The sequence below is a fragment of the Vibrio sp. D173a genome, assembly GCF_030248475.1.
This window is the reverse complement of the sequence record NZ_JAHGAH010000755.1, coordinates 1-548: the sequence shown is the minus strand read 5'-3', so window position 1 is coordinate 548 and position 548 is coordinate 1. Positions and strand designations below refer to the sequence as shown.

The 548-nt window shown below is 44.2% G+C and carries 1 protein-coding gene; it reads right to left on the bottom strand.

The annotated features are described in order from the left end of the window. Nucleotides 1-548 (bottom strand): hypothetical protein (locus KIV40_RS29025; protein WP_285352690.1); only part of this gene is annotated, 548 nt, incomplete at both ends.

The following is a 548-nucleotide window of genomic DNA, read 5'->3' as shown; positions in this document are numbered from 1 at the left end:
GTGCGCATTTTGATCATACACTTCCAATACACGATTACATAAGCTCATTGCCCAGTGGAATTCTTGCATCTCCATCGCGGCATCAGCTTTGTAGGTAAGCGCTTCTAAATCACCCGGACGGATCTTTAAGATTTCATCATAGATCTCTAGCTTCTGCTCTGGGGTCTGTTGGTTTTGCGCTCTTAACCAAAGGTTGTGCACTTCATTGATGATTTCAATCTCTCGGTTGTTTTCCGAGATAATGCGGGTTTTACGTTTCAGGTCCCGCTCTAACGCGACAAATTTCTTTTCATATTCTTGCGCGATCTTGTCGAGCCGCTGATCGGCCATCTCTTTGGTGTTGTGCTTAATTTCTTTTAGGGATTGCCAACCAATTAGTGCGATCAGAGAAGCGACACCAGCAATGATATAGAAGAAATAGGTAACCGTAACATTGGCATAGTTGAGGGACTTGTCGGCCACTTCAAGTTCACGGTCAGTGATTTGAATCGTCATCCTGCGTTCAAGATCTTGTTGCTCGATTCGTAGCGATTTCAGTTCATCTAAGA